The sequence below is a fragment of the Aliiroseovarius zhejiangensis genome (genome assembly GCF_014656375.1).
Lineage (GTDB): Bacteria > Pseudomonadota > Alphaproteobacteria > Rhodobacterales > Rhodobacteraceae > Aliiroseovarius > Aliiroseovarius zhejiangensis.
In genome coordinates this window covers 559,715-582,470 of sequence record NZ_BNCH01000002.1, presented here as the reverse complement: position 1 = coordinate 582,470, position 22,756 = coordinate 559,715, and the positions used below count along the sequence as shown (strand labels likewise).

General features: G+C 58.8%; 22 protein-coding genes and 1 tRNA gene. 8 read left to right on the top strand and 15 right to left on the bottom strand.

What is annotated here, in order from left to right:
* Positions 1-63: 63 nt before the first annotated feature.
* The gene (locus IE188_RS07540; protein WP_191285839.1) at positions 64-693 is read left to right on the top strand and encodes a thiamine phosphate synthase; all 630 of its coding nucleotides are present in this window, start codon (positions 64-66) and stop codon (positions 691-693) included.
* Here IE188_RS07540 and IE188_RS07535 read toward each other — a convergent pair.
* From IE188_RS07535 to IE188_RS07525, 3 genes are all read right to left on the bottom strand, one after another.
* The gene (locus IE188_RS07535; RefSeq protein WP_191285838.1) at positions 690-1,526 is read right to left on the bottom strand and encodes a lysophospholipid acyltransferase family protein; all 837 of its coding nucleotides are present in this window, start codon (positions 1,524-1,526) and stop codon (positions 690-692) included. The genes IE188_RS07540 and IE188_RS07535 overlap by 4 nt on opposite strands.
* Entirely contained in the window at positions 1,523-2,299 is a 777-nt protein-coding gene (locus tag IE188_RS07530; RefSeq protein ID WP_191285837.1) for a GNAT family N-acetyltransferase, read from the bottom strand. The genes IE188_RS07535 and IE188_RS07530 overlap by 4 nt, the downstream gene beginning before the upstream one ends.
* A 97-nt stretch (positions 2,300-2,396) precedes the next feature.
* Positions 2,397-2,591, bottom strand: a complete 195-nt coding sequence (locus tag IE188_RS07525) for a DUF3553 domain-containing protein (protein ID WP_191285942.1) — start codon at positions 2,589-2,591, stop codon at positions 2,397-2,399.
* A gap of 32 nt (positions 2,592-2,623) precedes the next feature.
* On the opposite strand from IE188_RS07525, the gene IE188_RS07520 reads away from it, so the two are divergent.
* A complete protein-coding gene (locus IE188_RS07520; protein WP_229836594.1) occupies positions 2,624-3,022 on the top strand; it encodes a histidine phosphotransferase family protein in 399 nt (132 codons plus the stop codon).
* A gap of 25 nt (positions 3,023-3,047) precedes the next feature.
* Entirely contained in the window at positions 3,048-3,224 is a 177-nt protein-coding gene (locus tag IE188_RS16760) for a hypothetical protein (RefSeq protein WP_229836592.1), read from the top strand.
* Positions 3,225-3,230: 6 nt separating this feature from the next.
* Here IE188_RS16760 and IE188_RS07515 read toward each other — a convergent pair whose 3' ends face one another.
* From IE188_RS07515 to IE188_RS07480, 8 genes are all read right to left on the bottom strand, one after another.
* Positions 3,231-4,478 (bottom strand): glutamate-5-semialdehyde dehydrogenase, encoded by a 1,248-nt coding sequence (locus tag IE188_RS07515; protein ID WP_191285836.1) that lies wholly within the window; start codon positions 4,476-4,478, stop codon positions 3,231-3,233.
* Between the two features lie 30 nt (positions 4,479-4,508).
* On the bottom strand, positions 4,509-5,615 hold the full coding sequence (gene proB / locus IE188_RS07510; protein ID WP_191285835.1) for a glutamate 5-kinase: 1,107 nt from the start codon (positions 5,613-5,615) through the stop codon (positions 4,509-4,511).
* A complete protein-coding gene (gene obgE / locus IE188_RS07505) occupies positions 5,603-6,634 on the bottom strand; it encodes a GTPase ObgE (protein ID WP_191285834.1) in 1,032 nt (343 codons plus the stop codon). The genes proB and obgE overlap by 13 nt, the downstream gene beginning before the upstream one ends.
* A gap of 89 nt (positions 6,635-6,723) precedes the next feature.
* A complete protein-coding gene (locus tag IE188_RS07500; RefSeq protein WP_191285833.1) occupies positions 6,724-7,239 on the bottom strand; it encodes a GNAT family N-acetyltransferase in 516 nt (171 codons plus the stop codon).
* On the bottom strand, positions 7,236-7,754 hold the full coding sequence (locus tag IE188_RS07495; RefSeq protein WP_191285832.1) for a GNAT family N-acetyltransferase: 519 nt from the start codon (positions 7,752-7,754) through the stop codon (positions 7,236-7,238). The genes IE188_RS07500 and IE188_RS07495 overlap by 4 nt, the downstream gene beginning before the upstream one ends.
* 9 nt (positions 7,755-7,763) lie before the next feature.
* The gene (locus IE188_RS07490; protein ID WP_191285831.1) at positions 7,764-8,303 is read right to left on the bottom strand and encodes a GNAT family N-acetyltransferase; all 540 of its coding nucleotides are present in this window, start codon (positions 8,301-8,303) and stop codon (positions 7,764-7,766) included.
* A gap of 196 nt (positions 8,304-8,499) precedes the next feature.
* Positions 8,500-8,769 carry a 50S ribosomal protein L27 gene (gene rpmA, locus IE188_RS07485; RefSeq protein ID WP_191285830.1) on the bottom strand — a complete coding sequence of 90 codons (270 nt, stop codon included), beginning with the start codon at positions 8,767-8,769 and terminating at the stop codon, positions 8,500-8,502.
* A gap of 21 nt (positions 8,770-8,790) precedes the next feature.
* Entirely contained in the window at positions 8,791-9,396 is a 606-nt protein-coding gene (locus IE188_RS07480) for a 50S ribosomal protein L21 (RefSeq protein WP_191285941.1), read from the bottom strand.
* A gap of 326 nt (positions 9,397-9,722) precedes the next feature.
* Between IE188_RS07480 and IE188_RS07475 the strand changes: the two genes are divergently transcribed.
* Complete coding sequence (locus tag IE188_RS07475) at positions 9,723-11,891, top strand: tetratricopeptide repeat-containing sulfotransferase family protein (protein ID WP_191285829.1); 2,169 nt, start codon at positions 9,723-9,725, stop codon at positions 11,889-11,891.
* Positions 11,892-11,932: 41 nt separating this feature from the next.
* On the opposite strand, the gene IE188_RS07470 is transcribed toward IE188_RS07475, so the two are convergent.
* Both IE188_RS07470 and IE188_RS07465 read right to left on the bottom strand, forming a co-directional pair.
* On the bottom strand, positions 11,933-12,820 hold the full coding sequence (locus IE188_RS07470; protein WP_191285828.1) for a DUF2059 domain-containing protein: 888 nt from the start codon (positions 12,818-12,820) through the stop codon (positions 11,933-11,935).
* Positions 12,820-13,674 (bottom strand): DUF2059 domain-containing protein, encoded by an 855-nt coding sequence (locus tag IE188_RS07465; RefSeq protein ID WP_191285827.1) that lies wholly within the window; start codon positions 13,672-13,674, stop codon positions 12,820-12,822. The genes IE188_RS07470 and IE188_RS07465 overlap by 1 nt, the downstream gene beginning before the upstream one ends.
* A 163-nt stretch (positions 13,675-13,837) precedes the next feature.
* On the opposite strand from IE188_RS07465, the gene IE188_RS07460 reads away from it, so the two are divergent.
* Both IE188_RS07460 and IE188_RS07455 read left to right on the top strand, forming a co-directional pair.
* Positions 13,838-13,927: transfer RNA gene (locus IE188_RS07460), tRNA-Ser, on the top strand.
* A 296-nt stretch (positions 13,928-14,223) separates the two neighbouring features.
* Positions 14,224-14,946, top strand: coding sequence for a hypothetical protein (locus IE188_RS07455; protein ID WP_229836624.1), 723 nt, complete (start codon positions 14,224-14,226; stop codon positions 14,944-14,946).
* Between the two features lie 418 nt (positions 14,947-15,364).
* Here the strand turns inward: IE188_RS07455 and IE188_RS07450 are convergent, their stop codons facing one another.
* A complete protein-coding gene (locus tag IE188_RS07450; protein WP_191285826.1) occupies positions 15,365-17,224 on the bottom strand; it encodes a hypothetical protein in 1,860 nt (619 codons plus the stop codon).
* 555 nt (positions 17,225-17,779) lie between these two features.
* On the opposite strand from IE188_RS07450, the gene IE188_RS07445 reads away from it, so the two are divergent.
* Entirely contained in the window at positions 17,780-18,412 is a 633-nt protein-coding gene (locus IE188_RS07445; protein WP_093037018.1) for a tyrosine-type recombinase/integrase, read from the top strand.
* A gap of 996 nt (positions 18,413-19,408) precedes the next feature.
* On the top strand, positions 19,409-19,810 hold the full coding sequence (locus tag IE188_RS16885; RefSeq protein ID WP_407648183.1) for a VOC family protein: 402 nt from the start codon (positions 19,409-19,411) through the stop codon (positions 19,808-19,810).
* A 193-nt stretch (positions 19,811-20,003) separates the two neighbouring features.
* Here IE188_RS16885 and IE188_RS07435 read toward each other — a convergent pair whose 3' ends face one another.
* Entirely contained in the window at positions 20,004-22,583 is a 2,580-nt protein-coding gene (locus IE188_RS07435; RefSeq protein ID WP_191285824.1) for an ATP-binding protein, read from the bottom strand.
* Positions 22,584-22,756: the final 173 nt, after the last annotated feature.

Below are 22,756 nucleotides of genomic sequence, written 5' to 3'. Positions count from 1 at the left end.
GCTTGCAAAGACGCGCAGGTCGTCTATGAAGCTGCAAACACCCGATGAAGAGGACCACACGCGATGGCCGAAACCGAATTGGAACTTCCCCAACTTTATCTGGTGACACCGCCCGATTTCGAATTGTCTCGCTTTCCCGACCAGCTGGCGCGGGTTCTGGATGCGCACGCGACAGCTTGCCTGCGGCTGACGCTGGCGACCGCGGACGAAGATCGCATCACCCGCGCCGCCGACGCCTGCCGCGAAGTCGCCCATGCCCGCGACGTGCCCATCGTGATCGCCGACCATGTGTTGATGGTTGAACGGTTGGGGCTGGACGGGGTGCATCTGGGCGATGGCGCACGCCGGATGCGTAAAACCCGCGAAGACCTGGGCACGGATGCCATCGTCGGCGCCTTTTGCGGGGCCTCGCGTCATGACGGGATGTCGGCGGGTGAAATGGGCGCGGATTATGTCAGCTTCGGCCCGGCCGGTGCCACACCGCTGGGCGATGGCAGCCGCGCCGATCGCGATCTTTTCGGATGGTGGAGCGAGATGATCGAAGTGCCGGTGGTGGCTGAAGGCGCCCTGGACGAGGACACGATCCGCGCATTGACCCCCGTCACCGATTTCTTCGCCATTGGTGAAGAGATCTGGCGCACCGACGACCCCTCGGCCACGCTGGGGCGTCTGGTGGACGCGATGCGCGGCTAAGACGTCTCGACATCAAGATCGCCCAGACCCGCACGCACCGCCGCCTCGCAATGGGCGGCCAGCGCCTTGCGGCTGTCGAAATCCGACACCTTGACCGGCGGGTGATAGACCAGTTCGACCCGCCCTTGGCGGGGTGCGGCCAGCGTCTGTATCAGATGTGGCGCAAACTCCATATCGCCCCACCAGCCGTAAAAGCGCGGATCGGCACCGGCGGGGGGGATATAGCGCAATGTCACCGGTTGCACCCACATGAATTCGCGCAGCTCGTCTGCGAAGAACGCCGCGAAAAGCGTTGATTTGAAGGGCAAAACGCGGCGCGAGTCGCTGGATGTACCTTCGGGAAAGAACAACAGCTTGTGCCCGGCAGACAGACGATCCCGAAACACCTCGATCTGCCCTTTGGCCTCGCGCCGGTCGCGATTGATGAACACCGTTCCGGTCGCGCGGGCGAGCCAGCCGATACCCGGCCAGCTGGCCACTTCGGATTTCGAGACGAAATAAACGCGTTTTCGGGCGTTCAGCGCAAAGATGTCCAGCCAACCGGCGTGGTTCGACACCACCGCCCCGTTTTCGCGCATCGGGGTGCCGGTCGTCGCATAGGGAATGCCCAGGACCACGAATGCCGTGCGGCAGACGATCTGGGTGATATGCGGTGTCAGGGGGCGCTGGACGCCGAACAACGGACGCTCGACCAGTCGCACCAGAAGCAGGACGGCCAGCCCGCCAAAGACCAAAATGGCCAGCGGCAGACCGCGCAGAACGACCCTGACCCAGTCCAGACCGCGCGGGTGAGACACCTGCGGCTCTGGTTCATCCTGCCACAGGGCCGTCATCTGCGCCTGCCCCCGGCATAGATCGCCTTGTGCGTCTGGCTCATTCGTTTGGTGTCCATGATCAGGCAGACATCGGTGGTGTTGAAGGCGTGGTCGACATAGGCCCCGTCGCCGACGACCCCTCCCAGTCTCAGATAGGCCTTGATCAGGGCTGGCACAGCCCGCATCGCGGCGGGGCGGTCGATCTGATCCTCGTCCATCAAATCCATGGGCTGGTAATGTGCCGGTCGCGCCCGCACCCGCAACTCTGGCGGTGCAAGATGACGATGGTGCAGCAGGGATAACGGGGCTTTCAATGCGTCAATATCGGTCCCGTGGAACGAGGCCACACCGAACATGATGTCGATCTGGTGCAGGTCGACATAGTCGGCAAGACCTGCCCACATGACCATCATCGCGCTGCCCCCGCGATAATCGCGATGCAGACACGAGCGGCCCAGTTCCAGCAATCTGCGGCGCGAGTGTTTCAGCACGCTCAGATCATATTCGTCTTCCGAATAGAACCGGTCCACTCCGCCGGGCGCGTCCGACAGCATGTCGCTGCGCAACAACCGATAGACCCCCACGGCGGGACAGCCTGCCCGTGCCTGATCGAACAGGATCAGGTGATCGAAATGGGGGTCGAAAGCATCCCGTTCCAGCCGCGCGTCGTGGTCCACCAAAGCGCCATCGCCGCCCAATTCATCAACAAACACATCATAGCGCAGGCGTTGGGCGGCAATCAGATCGGCCTCGTCCCGGGCCAGTCGCAAAAGAAAATCGGGCTGGGGCATCGTCTTTAACACTTTGCTAACCTCGCTGGGCTTCTATGGCGATGGTTTCGGGTTTGCAACCGGGCTGGATACCTCCTATGGTTGCAGAAACAGAAATCTAGTTTCTTCTGGTTGAATGCGGAGGTTCAAACACAGGCATGAGATCTACCAGATCCGACAGGATAACCTGTTTTCCGGCATGTTCGAAATTCACCGTGATCTTGCCCCCGATATTGGACTGCACCTGTCCCAGACCCCAATCGGGTTTCTCGGGGTGACGCACCAGCATGCCCGGCTCCAGCAATGATCCCATTCCCATCCTGCCCTCCTATTCAAGGCGACCCCATGACACAACATAACCGCGACCTGACGGCGCTTATCGGTTCCCGCATCTGCCACGACCTTATCAGCCCTTTGGGGGCGATCGGCAATGGTGTTGAGCTTTTGCAGCTTTCCGGAATGGCTGACAGCCCGGAAATGGCGCTGATTGCGGAAAGCGTGACCAATGCCAACCTGCGCATCCGATATTTCCGCGTGGCCTTCGGGGCGGCGCCAGATGATCAGATGATCGCGGACGGCGAAATTCGCAGCATCCTCGCCCCCGGTGTCGATGGCCGCAAGATCGAGGTGGACTGGACACCGGAAGGCAGCCAGCCCCGCGCCTGTGTCAAACTGGCTTTCCTGATCCTGCAATGCTTTGAAAGCGCGATGCCCTGGGGGGGGCCGGATCAGCGTCCGGCGTGACGGGGATCATTGGACGATCCGGGGTGTGGCCGACAAGCTGAAGCTGGATCCGGACCTTTGGGCCTTGTTAAGCACCCCGCAGGGCGACACCGATGTGCCCCCGGCCCAGGTCCATTTTGCCCTGATCGCACCGGAACTGGCGCGCCAGAACCGAACCGCCGGGGTGACGCTGTCGGATCATTCGATCAACGTCGAGTTTTGAATACCATCACGCGCGGGTCGTCCCGTCGCCTTCGACCAGATACTTGAACGAAGTGAGCTGAGCCGCCCCCACCGGCCCGCGCGCATGCATCTTGCCGGTGGCGATGCCGATCTCGGCCCCCATGCCGAACTCGCCCCCATCGGCGAACTGGGTCGAGGCATTGCGCATCAGAATCGCGCTGTCCAGCCGGGTAAAGAACCGCTCGGCGGTCGCGTCATTTTCCGTCAGGATCGCGTCGGTGTGCGAGGATGAATAGCGGTTGATGTGGTCAATCGCCCCGTCCACGTCATCAACCACCCGCGCGGCGATGATGCTGTCCAGAAATTCCTTGCCCCAGTCATCCTCGGTGGCGGCGATGGTGCCGGTCAACCCCTCGCCCGCGTGAACCTGAACCCCGGCGTCCATCAGGTCATCCAGGATTGTTTGCCCAAGGGCCACCGCGTCGCGGTGCACCAACAGACATTCCGCCGCGCCGCAAATGCCGGTGCGGCGCGTCTTGGCGTTCATCACCACCCGGCGGGCCTTGTCGGGGTCGGCATCCTTGTCGATGAAGATATGCACGATCCCTTCAAGATGGGCGAAAACCGGCACGCGGGCTTCGCGCTGCACCAGGCCCACCAGCCCCTTGCCGCCGCGCGGCACGATCACGTCGATATAATCCGTCATGGTCAGCATCGCGCTGACCGCCGCACGGTCACGGGTCGGCACGCGCTGGATTGCGTCTTCGGGAAGTCCCGCGGCACGCAAACCGTCTTGCAGGCAGGCATGGATCAACCCGGCGGAATGGAAGCTTTCGGACCCACCGCGCAGGATCACGGCATTGCCCGCCTTCAGGCAAAGCGCGCCCGCATCCGCCGTCACATTGGGGCGACTTTCATAGATCACGCCGATCACGCCCAAGGGGGTGCGCACCCGCTTGATATGCAAGCCCGAGGGACGATCCCATTCCGCCAGCACCTCGCCCACCGGATCGGCTTGCCCTGCCACGGCGCGCAGACCGTCGCACATGCCCTTGATACGATCCTCGTCCAGCATCAGCCGGTCCAACATCGCGGGCGACAGGCCCTTGTCGCGGCCAAACGCCATGTCCTTTTCGTTGGCGGCAATGATCTCGGCCCGGCGCGCCCAACAGGCGTCGGCCGCGGCGATCAACGCCTTTTCCTTGGCCGCAGCCGGAGCGAAGGCAAGCACCTTGGCCGCATCGCGGGCGCGGCGTCCGATGTCGGCCATCATGGATGTGATGTCTTCGCTCATGGTTGATCTCCGTTCCCTTGGTCGTTGTTCTTACAGGGCCATGTCGTCGCGATGGATCAGGGCGGCGCGGCCCGGATAGCCCAGAATGGCCTCGATCCGGTCCGACCGCTGGCCTTTGATCGCCCGGGCCTCGTCCGCCGTGTAGCGGCTCAGCCCCGCGCCCAGATGGGTGCCCCCCGTGCTGTGGATCTCCACCGGATCGCCGCGCTGAAATTCACCGCGCACCGCCGCCACCCCGGCGGGCAGCAGCGATTTCCCGGATCGCAGCGCGCGTTCCGCCCCCTGATCCACCACCACCGCGCCGCGTGATTTCATCGAAGCGATCCAGTGCTTGCGCGCCGCCTTCGGATCGGTGCGCGCGGCAAACAGGGTCGCCGCAGCACCTTCGGCCAGGGCGCTGAGCGGGTTCATCCGCGACCCCAGTGTGATCGTCATGTCGCACCCTGCCCCGGTTGCCGTTTTCGCGGCCATCACCTTGGTTTTCATGCCGCCCTTGGACAACCCCGTGCCCGCGTCGCCCGCCATCGCCTCGATCTCGGGCGTGATGGTGTCGATCACATCATAGCGGGTGGCGGCGGGATCATCCTTGGGGTTGCCCGAATAGAAGCCGTCCACATCGGACAGAAGCACCAGATGATCAGCGCCCACCGTGACGGCCACTTGCGCGGCCAGCCGGTCATTGTCACCAAAGCGGATTTCATCCGTGGCGACCGTATCATTTTCGTTCACGATGGGCACGACGCCCAGCGACAGAAGGGTCTCAAGCGTTGCGCGTGTGTTCAGATAGCGGCGGCGATCCGCGCTGTCCTCCAGCGTGACCAGAACTTGCGCGGTGGTTGCGCCCAACGGCGCCAATGCTTCTTCATAGGCCCGCGCCAGCCGGATCTGACCGACAGCGGCAGCGGCCTGCGATTGTTCCAGCGACAAGGTGCCTGCGGGCAGACCCAACACACCGCGCCCCAGCGCGATCGAGCCAGACGAGACCAGAACGACATCCGCCCCGCGCGCCTTGAAGACAGCAACATCGGCGGCCAGAGACTGCAACCAATCAGATTTCAGCGCCCCCGTCGCAACGTCGACCAGAAGCGCCGAGCCGATCTTGACAACGATGCGGTCAGCCTGGGTCAGGGTTGCCACGTCTGCTTCTCCTCTTGGGGTTTCTGACGGATGCGGTCGTCCGAAATTTCCTTGCGCAACGCCCGCAGCACCTCGGTCGTGCCCTCATGTGCAACGCCCGACATCAGCATCACGGGACCCGCGACAGCCTCAAGCGTCTTGCGCTTCTCTTCGCGTTCTTCATCATCCAGCGCGTCGATCTTGTTCAAAACCGTAACGCGCGGTTTGCCGCCCAGGATGTCGCCATAGGCTTCGATCTCGGTGATGATCGTCTGCCAGTCCCCGACCACATCCTCGGATGTGCCGTCAACCAGGTGCAGCAGGACGGAGCACCGCTCTACGTGCCCAAGGAACAAATCGCCCAGGCCACGTCCTTCGGACGCACCTTCGATCAAACCGGGAATGTCGGCCACCACGAACTCGGCCCCATCCACACCGACCACGCCCAGATTGGGGTGCAGCGTGGTGAAGGGGTAATCCGCGATCTTCGGCCGCGCGTTCGAGGTCGCCGCCAGAAAGGTCGACTTGCCGGCATTGGGCAATCCCAGCAGGCCAACATCGGCGATCAGCTTCAGGCGCAGCCAGATCGTGCGCTCAACCCCCTCCTGCCCCGGATTGGCGCGGCGCGGGGCGCGGTTGGTGGAACTGGTGAAGTGCAGGTTGCCGAAGCCGCCATTACCGCCCTTGGCCAGCACGAACCGCTGTCCAACCTCGGTCATGTCGGCGATCACGGTTTCCTGATCTTCGTCCAGAATTTCGGTCCCGACGGGCACGCGCAGCACGATATCGTCGCCATCTGCGCCGGTGCGCTGCTGCCCCATGCCGGGGCGTCCATTGCCCGCGAAAAAGTGCTGCTGATAGCGAAAGTCGATCAGCGTGTTCAGCCCGTCGACGACCTCGACCACCACGTTGCCGCCACGCCCGCCATCGCCGCCATCGGGACCGCCGTATTCAATATACTTTTCGCGCCGGAACGACACGCAGCCCCCGCCACCGGACCCGGACCGGATATAGACCTTGGCTAGATCGAGGAATTTCATGGGGCACACGCCTTTTCTGGTTACGGTATTGGCGATAGAGGGAAATGCGCCGAGGCTCAAGAGTTCAAGCGGTTTGACGCGCAATCCGCTCAGAATCCTGCAGGGCGCGGCAGGATGAAGCTGCGCAGCGGAAAATCCCCCCCGCGCGCAACGCACCGGCCTGATGTCGGTTCGGTTTCGACAAAGCCCAGCTTGGTCAGAACCCGCGCGGATGCCGGGTTGTCGAAAAACGCCGTGGCGCGGACCACGTCCCAGTCATACTGCGCCCAGACATGCGTGATCAGTTTTTGCCCCATTTCGGTGGCAAACCCCCGGCCCCAATGTTCCGGCGCAAACATATAGCCCATTTCGGGGCCTGCTTCGTCGCGGGACATGATGCCCATGGCGCCGACCAACTGGCCGCGATGAAACACCGGCCCGGCCATGCCCGTCACCGGGTCACAAGGATGACAGCGCGACCGGGTGAAGGCAGGATCGGCGGGCCAGGGCCAACTGGACGTCATGCGCACCACGTCGAAATGCGACACGAGCGCATGAAATGCCTCGGCATCCGACGGCTGAAGGCGGCGCATCATCAACCGGTCGGTGACGAGCCGGGTCATCATTGGGAACGCTGCCAGCCGTCGCGGGACAAATCGAGCTTTATCAGTTCCACAACAGTGCCTTGCGCAACACAGTTCACCCGTTCGATCACGCCAGTTTCGCGAAAACCGAGCTTTGTCAGCACGGCCCGCGAGGCGGCGTTGCCGCGAAAATAACCCGATCCGATCCGGTCGATTTCAAGGTTTTCGAAGGCCCAATCGACCAACGCCGTCGCCGCCTCGGTCATCACGCCGCGCCCCTGATGGACACGCCCCAGCCAATAGCCCAGCGTCGGGTCCAGCCCGATCACGCCCATGACCTGCCCATTTTGCTCGATCGCCAACCCGCCCAATGGCGAGGTGTCGGCCAGATGAGTCAGAAAGCCGTTGAAATCGGACAAGCGATAGGGATGCGGCACGACCGTCAGCCAGCGCGAAACCTCGTAATCGTTCAGCAAGTCAACCACCTGCTCGCCATCCGCAGCCCCAAGCGGGCGAAGCGTCAGCCGCCCCGCCCTGATCACAAACTTATCTGCCATGACAACAGCTTACGAGATCTTATTGATATAGGTCCAGGTCGGCACATTGGCATTGCGGGACACGCAATGGCTTTCGGCATCCCCGATATATTCAAAACCGGCATGGGTCAGCACACGGGCCGAGGCCGGGTTGTCCTGAAACACCTCGGCAAAGATCGAGGTGTTGTTCTGGGGGTTCGCCGCGACAAGCGCCTGCACCGCTTCGGATGCAATCCCGGTGTTCCAGAACCCCGGCGCAACCCAATAGCCTAGCTGCGATTGCGCCCGGTCCAGCTGGGTCAGGCTGATCACGCCCAGAACCTCGCGCCCGTCATCACGCGCGCCATCCATCACCCAGACATCTTCCCGGCGCCCATCCTGCAATGATCGTTCGATGAACGCCTCGGTCGTGCCGGGCGGCAGAGGGTGCGGGATCGACCGCGTGCCCGAGGCCACACGTTCATCCGCCGTATACATGGACAGCATCCCCACATCCGAACGGCGGACAGGGCGGAGCACAAAGCGGTCCGCTTCAATCAGCGGCTGGCGTGTGATCTCAACATGCTTCATGGCTTTCCCTCCTCTGAAAAGCGCAGAACGCACCGGGGTGGTCAGGTCTGTCTATGCGGCATATCGCAGGATATGGCGGGCATTAAGACCAAATTGTGAAATCCCGATGAATGGCAGATAGGTGTTTGATACAAAAAGAAAAGGGGCCGGCTTTCACAGCCGGCCCCTGGTTTTTCACAACCTTGTCAGGTTCGGCTTACTCGGCGGCCTCCGCCACCGGGAGAACCGAAATAAAGGTGCGGCCTTTCAGGCCCTTATGGAATTTGACGGCGCCTTCGGCGGTCGCGAAGATGGTGTGATCCTTGCCCATGCCGACATTTTCGCCCGGCCACATTTTGGTGCCGCGCTGACGCACGATGATGTTGCCGGGAATCACGGCTTCGCCGCCATATTTCTTGACGCCAAGGCGACGACCGGCCGAGTCGCGGCCGTTACGGGATGAACCGCCTGCTTTTTTATGTGCCATGTTCTCTCTCCTTAGCTCAGATTAGGCCAGCGTTTTGGCCTGCTCAACCCACTCGGGCTTAACCTTGACGGCGTCGAAGCTGTCAACGTCAACCGCCGCAAGCTGGGCGAATGTGGTGATGCCGGCATCGGCCAGCTTCTTGGCGGCGGCCGGGCCGACACCGGTGATGGCGGTCAGGTCATCCGCAGCAGCGGCTGCTTCTGCCTTCTCGGCCGTCTTGGGGGCCGCCTTTTTCGGCGCAGCTTTCTTGGCCGGCGCAGCAGCAACGCCACCCGATACCGAGCCTGCGCCAATCGCAGCTTTCACGCCCGATTTGTCCGCGCCCTTTTCAAGGATGTCGGTCACGCGGATCAGCGTCAGTTGCTGACGGTGGCCCTTGGTGCGCTTCGAGCTGTGCTTGCGGCGACGCTTCACGAAGTGAATGACTTTTTCGCCTTTGATCTGGTCGATGACCTCGGCCTGCACGCCTGCACCGGATACGGTGGGGGTGCCGACGGTTGCACCAACCATCAGAATCTCGTTGAACTGGACTTTGTCGCCCGCAGCCGCAGCCAGCTTTTCGACGCGCAGCACGTCGCCAGCCTGAACTTTATACTGCTTGCCGCCGGTTTTCAGAACCGCAAACATTTGATCTTCCTTCATATTCCGCGTTCTGTGGTCCCGGGTGATCCGGTGTTTGTCGAAGGGGTGATCCCTTCACTTACCGCGAACAGCGCGCCCCGATGGGCAAAGTTAAACGCCCCCACGCGGGATAATCCCGGCAGGAGTGGCGGCTTATCGGGTGAAAACGCCCGTAAGTCAAGACGATTTCCGGGGAAAATCGCATCCCGCGCACGCCAGTGCCCGCACCGCCCCTTGCGACCCTTCGCATGACATATTAGGCCATGAAAGGAAACCCTGCGGCGGTGCAGCCCCCTGCCCAACCCCGCCGACCCAAGCGCAAGGAGCCCGCGATGCTGCCGCTGAATGCCAACCAGATCCCGGTCATGTTCAATCGCGCGATGGGGCTGGCGCGCAGCGGCAAACCGCGCGAGGCGCTGGATCTGCTGGCGCAGATGGCCAAACTCGCCCCGACCCGCGCCGAGATCCCGTTTCACATGGGGCAGATCCACATGCAGGCCGGGCGTCCGAAGGACGCTAGCCACTTTCTGGCCCGCGCGGCCGAGCTGGCACCGGGCGAGATGAAGGTGTGGCAGGCTTACGCTGCCGCCATTGCCGCCCATGGCGATGACGCGGCGCTGAAGGCTGCGAAGGCGCGTTTGAAGGCCGCCAAGCTGGGCGCGCGTGACCGCAAGGCCATCGCCAAGGCAATGCAGGCGGTCCAGACCAGCACCGCGCGCGTGACCACGAACGTGTCGAAGGATGAAATCAACGCCCTGGTGGGTCTCGTCAATGCCGGTCACATGGCCCAAGCCGAAGCACAGGCGCGCCAGTTGATCGCGACCCGCGGCGGCAGTGAAATACTGTCCACCATCCACGGGGCCGCCCTTGCCAGTCTTGGCCGCACCGACGAGGCAGAGGCCGGCTTTCGCCATGCCTTGTCCATTGATCCCGATTATGGCGAGGCCGCCGCACAGCTGGGCCAACTGCTGCTGGCCGAAGGGCGTCATCAGGAGGCCAGGCCCTTTCTGTTGCACGCAAGGCGGCTGATTCCGCACAACCCGATCGTTCTGGGCAATCTGGGCAAGCTCTATCAGGATCTGGGGTCGCCGACCGAGGCGGTGGAGTGTCTGGATCGCCTTTTGAAACAGGATCCCGATAATCGCCTGGCCCTGATGACGCGCGCGCAGGCTCATCTGACGCTGGAAAACGCGGCCGCCGCACGGGCCGATCTGGATCATCTGGAACGGCTTGCGTCCCCCACCGGCGAAACGCTTGCCCTTGGCGCGGTGGCGCGCAAACTGGCCGGCGATGCCGACGGTGCGCATACGCAGATCAAGGCGGCACTTGAGGCAGATCCCAACAGCCTGCGCGTGATCACTATTGCCGCCAACATGCTGCAGCAGGAAGGCGCGATGGACGAAGCCGACGCCCTGCTGCGCGACGCGCTGACCCGCGGTGTCCGCTCGGGCGCGATTTACCGGATGATCGCTCATGGCAAGAAACTTGCCGCCGATGATCCGGTGGTCACCGAAATGCAGGATTTGTGGCAGCGCGATGACCTGCCCGACGAAGGCCGGATGGATCTGGGCTATGGTCTTCTGAAGGTGATGGAAGACACGGGCGATTACGATCAGGCCTGGCACTACCTGTCGCGCGCGAACGAAATCATGGCCAGGCGCCACCCCTATGGACGCGCCAAGGCCCAACGGGATTTCGACAAGCTGCGCGCGTTTCTGGACGGGTTCGACCCCGACCGGATCGGCACGGTCGGGTTTCAGGACAACCAGACCATCTTTGTCACCGGCTTGCCCCGGTCCGGGACCACGCTGGTCGAACAGATCCTGGCCAGCCACTCGACCATCACCGGCGGGGACGAGTTGAGTATCCTGCATCCTCTGGCGTTCGAGGCGGTGGCGAAAACCGACCGCGACGGGGGCACTATTGCCGACATGACCCCGGCCCAGCTTGAGGGCATCGGTCGCGCCTATCAGGCCGCCATCGACATTCGTCTGCCGGGGGCCGAACGGATCACCGACAAAACGATCTCGACCTATCAGATCGCGCCGCTTTCGTGGCTGGCGCTGCCCAACGCCAAGATCGTCGCGCTGCGCCGCGATCCGCGTGACAACCTGTGGTCGATGTTCAAGAACCGCTTTGTCACGGGGCTGCATCTTTACACATACACCCAATCCGATCTTGTCGAGACCTATCGCCTGTTCACCGAATACCTTGCCCTGTGGCGCGAGATGGCACCTGACCGGATATACGAGCTGGAATACGAATCCCTCGTCGCCAACCCCGAACACGAAGTGCGCAAGCTGCTGGAGTTCTGTGAGTTGGACTGGGAGGACGCCTGCCTGGATTTCCACAAGACCGACCGGGATGTGAAAACGCTGTCACTGGCGCAGGTGCGTCAACCGCTCTACAGCTCGTCCATCGGCAAATGGCGCCGGTACGAGGCGCATCTGGGCGAGATGCTGGACGGGCTGAAAGGACTGGACGGGGTGCCCGACGACTGAGCGCGCGCCCTGCCCGGATCACCACCCGCCGTGATCCGGCATCACAGGTCTTGCTGCGCCCCAAACTCGCCCACGGCGCGGCCAAGATCCGAGGACAACCGGATATAGATCTGGTCCAGCGCCTCGAACATCGCATGGTTCAGCGCGTGACCCGCCGGGGTGGCCGAAAAGGAAACGTAGTCGTCCAGCACCTTTTGTGACACCGGGCCATAGGCCGTCGACAGGAAGGCAAACAGCCATTCGGACGTGTCACGCCGGATTTCCGTCTCCTGCGACCAGACTTCGAACAGGATTTCCTGCTCGGTCAGTTTCTCGGCCGCCACTGGATGGGCATCGGTCATCGCCCGCAAAAAGGCATAGTTCGAATTCAGCGCCCCCATGACATTGCGTTCGACCAGGTCATTGACCTCGACAAAACGCAGAATGGCGTCTTCATGCGGCGTCAACGCGCGCCCGCTCAGCCAGGCGGTGCGGGCGCGGTCTTCGACCTCGGGTTCCAGAAAGGCGCGGCGCGCCGAGATCTCAAGTTCAACCACGCGCTGCATGTTTTCGGAGGCATAGAAGCTGTTCAGCGCCTCAAGATGCGCTGGGTCCAGCGCCGCCTCCATCGCGCTTTCGGCATCGGCTTTCAGCCGGTCGATGTCATAAATGGCCTGAACCCGCCGCTCCCACGCCGTCCCGCCGGGATGTCCCAAAAGGTCGACATCTGACTCAAGCGCCATGGTGGCGCCTTCCACCTGCATGATGTCCAGCAGATCATTCAGCCGCAAAAGCGACCACAGCGTGTCATAGGCTTGCGCTTGCGCCGTGTCGTGTGCCGTCGGCGACTGATCGCGCACCTCTGCCCACCCCTCTGCCGCACCACCGCCGATCGCCAGCGCAACAAGCACAGCCGCGACGCGCAGAAAAGGGCGCAGGCGATGGGGCATCACAACTCCTGTTCGGGTTGCAGATCGACCAGACGGCTGGCCAGGGTTTCATAGCGTTCCGCCATGATCTGATACTGGACCGCGTTCAGAATTTCATAAACCTGACCCATCTTCGGATCCTGAAGCGCCGCCAGATAATCGATCAGCTCTTCGTCCGACAGATCACGATAGGCATAGGCATTGGCCACAAGGCTGTTGACCTCAATGTTCTTGCGCATCTCGTCGCTCTGCTCCATCAGCATCAGGCGCAGGTCCTCCTCCGAGATGTCGAAATCACTGACCCCGGCCGCAACGGCGGCCATCAGGTATCGCACCTGGATTTCGACAATCGACCGGATCGCCGTTTCCGTGGACCCGATCGCCGTGCCCATTTCCCGAAACAGCTCAATGCGAATGCTGTTCTGCTTCAGCAACTCGCCGGTCAGCCGTTCGCCCTCGGCGTATTTCACGGTGTCATCGGCCATGTGGCTTTCGTTTTCCACCTCGACCAGGCGTTGACCCAGCGGGCTGCCATAGAAGGCCGCGCCATGGTCCAACAACTCGTCCGGCATCACAGCCGCGATCATCTCAACGGCTTCCGAGATCATCTCGTCAGGGTCGAACACCTCTTCGGCCAGCTTGACCCATTGGCGACCGAACACATCGGGATCTTCGCCGGTCAACGCCGGGCCTGCCATCGCGCCTTGCTGGATCGACGCAATCGCCACGTCAAACCCCGTGACCTTCAGAAATTCGCGGATCTCCTGTTCCTCGGCCGCCTGTGCTGCGGACACCGCCCCCAGCACCAACAGAACAAAGGCCATCATTGTCGGACCCAGCCGCGGCAACATGGGCGCCAATCTGTCGAGTTTCATTGCAACATCTGCCTTTTCGACTGCTTCGATCCCCCGCAGCCTAGCCCCCCACCGGGCGGGTGCCAAGCTCTGCCCGATCACGAAACCGCTGTTCGGCGATGAATTGTTCAAAAAATGGCTTGCACATGCCGCGCGGTCGAATTATGCCCCCCAAGACCCCCGCGGAGAGGTGCCGGAGTGGTCGAACGGGGCGGTCTCGAAAACCGTTGTGGGTGCAAGCCCACCCAGGGTTCGAATCCCTGTCTCTCCGCCACTTACATCCGTAAGTAATTGTTAGTAAATGAAATTTTAGCTTACCTAAATCCATATCCCCCACACCATCCCCCTAGGCAGTCTTGTGCATTTGATGATTTTGGTTTGGGAATGCAGCCTGTAAAACTCGGTGCGACAGTATATCCCGGCCCTTTGCGGTCACTCGTCAGATGCCGAGGTGCTGCGATGCAGCCCGTCGAAGCCGCCGTTCGTTGCGGAAGCATTATCTCGGTGCCGCCGAATGATCATTCAGCGGGCATCATGGAACTGCAGCGCCGTCTGTGGCACTGTCCAGAAATGATCGAATTTCGCACTCTCGCCGATGACCACCCCGACCTCGCGCAATCTCCGCTGCTGCGGGGCGCTCTCCTGACCCTGAAATATGCGCGGGAGCACGGATCAATCGGTCTGACTAAAACCAAGGCATTCAAGCGCGTCTTCGTCCATTGGGCCGTCGAGAATTTCGACTGGCCGGGTAAAACCGCAGAAGAGATGTTCCGCTACAACAAAGTGGTCAACGAATATGAGTTTCCGCCGCTCGAGGTTCTGCATTTCCTGCTGATTTCGCTGCGCATGGGGCGTCACTTCAAAGGTGAATTTCGGCTCACCAAACGTGGCGCAGAACTGGCGGGTGCGCCTGGACGCCTTTTTGCCGAACTGATCCCGTACTTCCTGTTTCAGATCGATCACGCTTCCTATGCGCGCTTCGACGGCCGTCCTTTCGGAAAATGGGACATCTGGATGAATGTGATCAATGTAGAAGCCGATCCTGGTACGACCGAGGCCGCCTTGTTCGAAACCTTCTACGGTGAACCACAGGACTGGCACACCGCGGGGTGGCGGGAGATGGCCGTCTTCTCATCTTGTGTGCTGCGACCGCTCGAATGGGCGGGACTGTTGACCGAGACCCGCGAGGAAGCCGCCGGCAAGCACGTGTGTCATGTGTTCAAGACCTCGCTCTGGCGCAGCGCGCTCAACCTTGACACCGACGACATGCTGCGACCGATGTCAGTTCAGTGAGAGCGTTTTTCCCTGCTTCCAAAACTCGACGTTGCTTGCGTTTGCGGCCCATTGCAGACATTGGTCATGGGTAGCTGTCGCTGCGGTGCGGCCCGTCAGACCGGCCATTCGCTGCGCGCGCAAGATCTTGGATGCTGCGGACCGGTAGTGTGCGGGACTTTTCTGCTATTCGCTGTGCGTGCGTGAATTACGTAACGATCATTAGTTCCCCTACAAGGAGTGCGGAAACCAGACAGTCGTACACGCCACTATGCCGTTACACAGGACATCTGCTTGGCAAACCCCAGTTATGCACCGTCAAACCCTGCAACTTATTTTTATAACGAGAGACAACTTGTTCTGGGAAATCGGGTGACTGGGTTTGCTAACTGACTGGCTATGTTGTCATGCTGGCAGTAATTATGCCCTTTTCAGGCTGTCACCATGGGGGCCGCTCGACCGCGCCGAGCGCTTCAGCATGTGCGTTTTCGGCGGTCGTCGCCGGTGCAGGAACCGGCTCCAACTGCAGAGTCGCCCCGCTCATAGTATTGCCCGAGAGCAATCCGAAGATCAGTTTATGGTCTTCCTCGGACCCTGAGCCAGGGCGATAAGGTCCGGTCGAAACCTTATGCATCAGCGCATCCAACAAGGCGGCGCGCCGTTCCCGTAGATGGCGCCAGATGGCATCCTGCGCCACCGGTATTTGACCAACGTATTTTTCCCGCAAGGTGCCGTATGTTTCCGTCCCAAAGGCAGTGCCTAGTTGAGCCGAGTCCGGTAAAAGTCGCGCGAGATCCAATACGCCATCAGGTCGCCCCGCTCCGGCATCGCAGCGATCTTGGTAGATAGCTGTCAGGTCCTCGATCAGCGAAAGGCCCGGGTTTAGCTTCCAGTACCAGCCTTCGGCGTCCTGAACCCGCAACAGCGTGCCGTCAGGAAAAACGATCGCGCCAGCCACCAGTACCGCAAGTTCCGCCAGTGGATCGCTTCGGTTGGGATTCGGCGAATGGCGGGCTACCATTAGCGCTTCGGCGACACGCGCGCCCATTTCGGCGTTCGACTCGCGCAGCCGCTCGGTCATTCTGGTGACCGTTTCGCGCACCTCGTCCAAAACCTCGTCAAGCTGACGCTCTACCATGTCTAGTTCAAGCGCTGCCTGGCTTGGATCGGGCAAGTATCGGCGTAGGTCAGTGGCATCCCGAACAAGCCTATCCAGTGCCACATCAGCTGCGGTTAGTCGCTCGACCAGCGAAGTTGGGACGGTATCCGGGGCAAGCGAGCCCGAGAGCGTTTCAATCTCCTGCATCACAGCATTAGCCTGTGCCGAGAGGGCCATGACTTTGCCCTGACTGTCCAAGACTTGGTCGATCACGCCGCGGGCATCGGCAAGATCGGCATCGACGCGCTTCTGAACGTGGTTGGGACCACGCGTCACCTCGTCGGTCAGCTCGCCCATTTCCTCCGCCATTTTCTCGGCGGCTTGATCGCAGGCTACAGCCCAGATGATTGTCATCAAATTGCTGGCGACAACCGGAGTCATGGGCGTTCCCAACACGGACAGAGTGGATGGAGTTACGCTATGTCCGCGCGCCCCTCCCATTCCGAACAGCCCGACCGCGGCCGACAGGCGTTCCAGATGCAGAGGGTGCTCCTCCGACCGCTGCAACCACAAAGCGTCAAGCGATAGATCACGACTATTCGTTTCGCAGGCGCGGTGCAGGTTTTCCCAGAAATGCTTGTGTGCGGTTATCAGCGGCCCCGTACAGCGATAAACATCAAAGGCTGGAAGGTCGCCTTTGTGATCTAGGGGTACCGACAGCAGACGCCGAATATCCTCGCTCACGAATTCGACCACGGTTTCCGCCGCAGTAAAGACCGCGCGGGTGGCGTCAGACAATTCGGCATGGCGCTGGATATCATGGCGCAACTGGACAGATCGCCTCTCCAACGACTCGCGCCGGGCGGCATCGTCGCGGGCAATTTCAGCCGACCGTTGCGCATTGACAGCAGAATTCTGCGCTTTCAGTGCGGAATAGGCAACAACGGTGGAAGCCAGCGCACCTGCCAAAGCAAAGGCAAGCCCTAACGCTTGAGCGGACAGGCCAAGGCCAGGTTCAAGTGTCATAGGGTCGAGCACGCCTTCACCAAGCATCGACACCACCACTACGGAGATGGCGAAGATGACAAGCCCCAGTGCCGTCATCGCTAAAACCAGCCCGGCTGCCCCTAAAACATCACCCCTTCTAAAGCCCGCCCGCAGAGCCGGCCCTTGTTTCATTTCATTTTCTTCGTCACTCATCGAACCTGTAGTCCTACTGTCTTGAATTACACAGATGGCGTTCCATCTGCCCCAATGTCTCGGGAATTTAACCGCCAAGCAAGGTTCTTTGACTTCGAACGGCATCTACTGTTTCGCGCAAGAGTTGAGCTGGAGCGAATGTGTATGCTGACTCACCATTGGGCGTCCTCAGTGCGAACAGAGCAGTTTGTGCAGCCTTATCTCGTCTATTCCATTTGGTCGAAACCTGCCTCGACCGCGAAAAAAGATAAACGTGTCTCAATTTCGGATATCGGCGCCATTATGTGGCTCCATCAGATAATGACGCCTTGTTGCTGCGCCTATCGAACAACTGCGTTGAAGTAAGGGTTCAGAAGCACCCGGACGTGTTGACCGACTGCTAAGGGCCGTCAGCGAGGATGCAGTTTTTCTGCGCAGGCAACATTCTGCAGCTGCGAACTTGGTAGGTTTGGGCTCCAAGCCGACCTCGGATGCGACGCAGCATCCTGTGATATGGTGGCATCGTCAACGTCGGGTTGTCGTTGTGGGAGGGCATGGCGGATCGGAGGATCAGTCATGGAAACACCAAACTTACCGGCCATTCGTGCGCTTCGCCCCGCATGGAACAAGGGTCGCATCGTTGGTCAGAAGCGGCCTTTGAAACCCAAACACGTTTGGGCAATCCGCGTTCGACTTGAACTGGCCGAGAACCATCGCGACCTTGCGCTGTTCAATATGGCAATCGACAGCAAACTGCGCGGCTGCGACCTGGTGAAGATGAAAGTCGTCGACGTCATGGCGTCTGGTCAGATCAAAGAACGGGCATCGGTCCTTCAAAGCAAAACCCAGAAACCTGTGCGATTTGAGATATCCGAGGGCACACGCGCCTCTGTCGAAAAGTGGATGGAAGATGAGCTCATGGTCGGCTCGGAGTACCTTTGGCCGGGTCGGTTCCATGAACGTCTGCACATCTCGACACGCCAGTACGCCCGGATCGTCCGAGATTGGGTCACGTCGATCGGTCTGGAGGCCAGCGCATACGGAACGCATTCGATGAGGCGAACAAAGGTGACCCAGATCTACAAGAAGACGGGCAACCTGAGGGCGGTCCAGCTGCTACTTGGGCACACCAAAATGGACAGCACCGTCCGGTATCTCGGCGTGGAACTGGAAGATGCCCTTGCGATTGCAGAGGCCATTGAAATCTAGCAACTTGGGCCGTCTTCGCGGGCGGCCCAGAGCCGTCACTCGACACTATGTCGCAATGCTGCGTTTGCAGCGCGGTTTGCAGACATTCGCAGGCCGAGCCGTATTCTGGTGGAACCGCAAGTTGTCATCCAAGAGGCATCTTTCCCCCTTGGTTTTGCGCGAGTGCTTAATTTGTGCCAATAAGAAACAATAGATCCGCCGAGGCATGTTATGCACATCCCAAAACTGAAGCGAGTAAAGGTCTCTAGCGAGGATGAACTGCGGAACTGGCTAGCCAAGAACGCCGAGCTTCGGCAGGACGTCATGATCGTCACGTGCAACAAGAAGTCTCGTGACAAACACCTCAGCAGCAATCGAGTACGGGAGTTGGTGAGGGAGAAAGGCTGGAACGTTGGGCGAAGCTATACGCTCGTCGGAAATCTCGAAGGGCACGTTGTCGGCCATTCCTGACCGAGTCTCCGCATTGAAAACGGTGATTTCTATCTGCTGCCGGTCCACCTTGTATCAAATGACCTACGCCGCCATACGATTTGATCAGATTGAGAACGTGCTTGGGCGACCAGTACGTCTATTCGTCAATTGACTGCCAGAGCTGCACGACGTTTCCTTCCGGATCTACAATATCCTGTACGAGGTTACCCTGAAATTCCCATTGGGGCGACCCAGGGCGCACAGTTCCACCCAAGGTATCCAAAGCGCCCAGGGCGTCTTGGAGAGATGAGACGCGCACAATGGGCTTAAGAGGTGTGGATGCGCGTAACTGAGGCGGCCGCTCTATCTTAATCTGAGTAGAGAGAGGTTCAGGTATCTGAAGGACGATCATCTGACTTTTGCCAGATATCAGGGCAGCATAGTCGTCATGCATTTCGGCAGTGCACTCATCAGCCAGTGACGCATAGAATGAGGCTAACACCCTAAAGTCTTTTGCATAGAGGATCGAACCTACAAACATCTTCTATTTCTTTCTCGTCCGGATTTGACATCGGCGACGCAGCAATGGGAAGAATCTACCACGCGGAGGAACGCATGCCGACATCAATAAGTTGTTCTGCCGTCTACCCGACCCTTGCGGTGCCGAGCGTTACGGCCACATGCAACTGGTACGTAGACCGCCTAGGGTTCACGCTCAGATTTCTTTGGGGCGATCCACCGACCCACGGCGCCATTCTCCTGGACGCGGCATGCGTACATTTCTGGGCGGGCAAACCACAGCTCGGTGCCAACTGGCTTTACTTCGACATCGATGGCGTGGACGAAATGTACCATCGCGCAACTTCCAACGGTGTGAAAGTTACACGGGAGCCAGAGACATATCCTTGGGGAATGCGCGAGTTCAACGCGCTAGATCTGAATGGTTACAACATCCGATTTGGACAAAACGTCGGATCGTCCGGCTAATCCCCTAGAAGCGTTCGAGGAGCGCGAAGAAACCGTTCTCGACAATAGCCATCGGCAGAGACGGAAGCGGCCCATTAAGGACCTTGGCCGTGTCTTCGCGATGCTGCAGTCGCAACCCACATTGTAGACATTCGCTGCATGTGCGTATTCGGGGGGCGCGTAGTAGTGCACGTGAATGTCAAACTAGTTGAGGCTATGAAAATGCGGCCCCTACAAATCCGAGCTGTCTCTGGGTTGAAGCAATCAAATTGAGATCGGATTCGATAGCTCGGTTACAAGTTTGCAGCAAACTTGATAAACGATCTAGTTTTCCAATGTTGTTTGCAATGATATCCGCCTCTGCGTCATCGAGAACTGTTCCACTTTTTACTTCATTAGCCCAATTCTGTAACCCTTTGCATACTGCGCTAACAACCTCTTTTGTTTGGATGTTTAAGTTAACCAATTCGAAGCCGAGAGCCGCGACGTTCAAGCTGTCTCTTGGGCGTTCAATTGACATTTTTTGGTGCTTAAGAGCCAATCCAGCCAGACGGTTCTGATCTTGCACCAGGCTGTCAAAAAATGCAGGAAGAAGGTAGCTGTTTTGTACTTTCTCTGAAATCTTTCTAACGCCATCCATCGCGTGTTTCGACGCTTCGAAATGACTGCCTCTTTCAGCAGCTAGGGCAACAAGTTTGAAAACAGCAAATAGGTATGAATCCAACCCCGGATCTTTATTTCTTGACTTGAAGCGTTTCCCATCAGCATAAGATTTCAAACCTTGCCAATCTCCAATACCCTTTTTGGATTCCACCACATAATCGAAAAGCTCTGTGCGAGTGCAGGAGTACCTTATGGCGTTTGAACAGGCATCATCAGCTTTTCGGTATTCTTTCGGGTTTACACTTAGGTGAGCCCGCGCAAGGATACACCACGTGTCTCCGTTTTGCGGATTGCGTTTAGACAGATCGGTGGCCAAAATCAGCGCCTGCTTTGTTTCGCCTTCTTCCAGACACCGTAAGATTTTCCGAATACCCCGCCCAACTTCGCGCGACTGATCGCCTTGATTCTTGCGTATGATTGCGCATCGGCGTTCAACCTCTTGCGCCCTCTGTCCGAGTTTTTTCTTCAGAATTCCCGCAGAAACAATTAGTTCTTTTGAAGTGGAAAGAACAACGTCCCCTTGGTTGTTTTCTTTTTTGCCGAGTAGATGAAATGATTGCAGCTCATTTATGTGTTCAAAGAGTGATTTTCTTGTTACTTCGATTGCCTCGAGCAGCTCGTCCAAGCTTACTTCACCTAGCTTAACTACCGCTAAAAGCACCGAAGCGCTCCCGACAGAGAGCCTGTCTAGCTCTCTCTTGAACGCAAACTCTCTCACATCTTCACCGTCATGAGATGCCCATGTATCACAGACATCTTTTGGCCTTTCGCCCATACTGGCCATTCTGACAATTGCACTTGCGAACAATGGGGATCCCGACGACGTGCTATAAATTTGCTTTTTAAGTCGTGGCACAAACCTATTCAGCTCGAATTGGTCACAAAGATTGTCAACATGAAGGTTAAATGCTTCTTCATCCAATCCCGAAATCTTGACGACGGAGGTGGGAGAGAGCCCTTGATCAAGTCGTGATGTCAAAAGGAATTTGCTAGCAGCGTGCTCTCTATCCACCGTTCGGAAGCCGATTTCCTGCATAACCGTCGCACATTTTCGCTGTTCTTCAGGCGATAGACTATCAAGATCATCAACAACGATAAATGATGGCGTGTAAGTTAACGCATCAACAATAATGTCTGCATACTCGTCTTCATCCGTATCAACTTCGATCGAACTTTGCCCCGCTAACAGAGCGGCTAGACTTTGAAGAAGTTCCTTGACAGTAGAGAAGTCATGACGCGTCGTTCTGACCATGCTGCCGCGTAAAGCCGCGTAGGTTGTTTTTTTAGCTGAAACCCAAGCTAAGTATTCAAAGTCTCCAGCTCCTACCGACGCCAACTCTTCGCAAAAATGATATGCGACTGAGGTTTTGCCCAAGCCTCCAATTCCTGAAATCAGCTTCACCGGGCTACGTTTGTCCAGAACCCAAGACCTAAGTGCCGATAATTCCTTTTGCCTGCCTACAAACTGAACCATGTCAGGATCTCTTGGCGGGAGATTTGACGGAATAACTTCTTTCGCTGGATTTTCACTTGTTAAAGAAAAAATTCTGTCCGAAAATAAAAACGCCCAGTCTTCAGCAGAGTTTTCTGCTGGCCGACACTCATCTAGCTTGCGAATGTAGATTGAACCCTTTTGGTAAGCGGGTTTATTTGTCGGTGTACTAGGCCCTTGCTTGATGAATTTCACAGGTTCTTCCGACCTCCGCCTTCTTGGAACCAGCAAAACTAGGATACTTCGTTCTCCAACCTTCAAATTATTTTGAAATAGCTCTATGTCTTGACCTGTGTGAGACTTTATTCTTTTGGAAATGTCCCCCAGGTCCAATGTTTGGTCCCATCCAACAACTCGGTCTTTTCCGGCATCCTCAATGCCAAAAATTATGTATCCGCCATAGGAATTGTGAAATGCCACAATATCTTTAATGAGCTCGTGCGTCTCTAGTTTGTGAGTTTCTCTAGCCGCCGTATCTGGCTTGTCTCCCAAGGCAGGAGCTTTTCTTTTGAAATCCCAGAGTTCCGTTTCGAATGAAATCGGCTTTCCTTCCGGAATGAGTGATTTTGTGACCTCAGCACCTATCTCTGTGTTTCTAATAAGTTGAAATAGCTCAAACTTTATGGCCTCGGTCTGCATAGCGGGATACCAATACTTGTTTCGGAAAGGTCTAGATGGATAGCTTAAGAGAGATGTACTGCCACGCAAATCTACCGTTGGGTGCGTGAAATTTGCAATATCGAATGTCGGCTTTGGTGTGTTGTTCCGAATTGTTAGCACCCGCAGCGAATGACTGCTCTCCGCCCATGCCC